At 61.4% G+C, this 298-nt stretch carries 1 protein-coding gene; it reads right to left on the bottom strand.

Features of this window, described 5'->3' with window-relative positions:
- The coding region (locus AABA86_RS34080) for an ABC transporter substrate-binding protein (RefSeq protein ID WP_338309861.1) at window positions 1–298 on the bottom strand (298 nt) is incomplete at both ends.

Genomic DNA, 298 nt, shown 5'->3' with positions numbered 1-298 from the left:
AACGCTCGCCGTCGACCTCGACGTTCGGGTCGGTGAAATTGAGCGCGATGAATTCGGTGTCGCCGCCCACGGCATACACCGTCTTGCCCTTGCCGCCTTTCTCCAGACGCAGCAGCACGTCATCCTCGACCTGGATGTTCCAGCCGAAATCATATTCGCCGGTCTGGATCACCGCACGCGCGGCCGAGACGGCGTCACCGCCACCCTTCATCTCGATCGTATCGAAGTAGGGCCGGTTGGCCATGTGATAGTCGGGATTGATCACGCCGCGGATGAGATCGCCCGGCTTGAACTCGAC

The sequence above is a fragment of the Bradyrhizobium sp. TM233 genome (assembly GCF_036247965.1).
Lineage (GTDB): Bacteria > Pseudomonadota > Alphaproteobacteria > Rhizobiales > Xanthobacteraceae > Bradyrhizobium > Bradyrhizobium ottawaense.
Note: the sequence above shows the minus strand (reverse complement) of the source record. Positions and strands in the feature narration are given on the sequence as shown.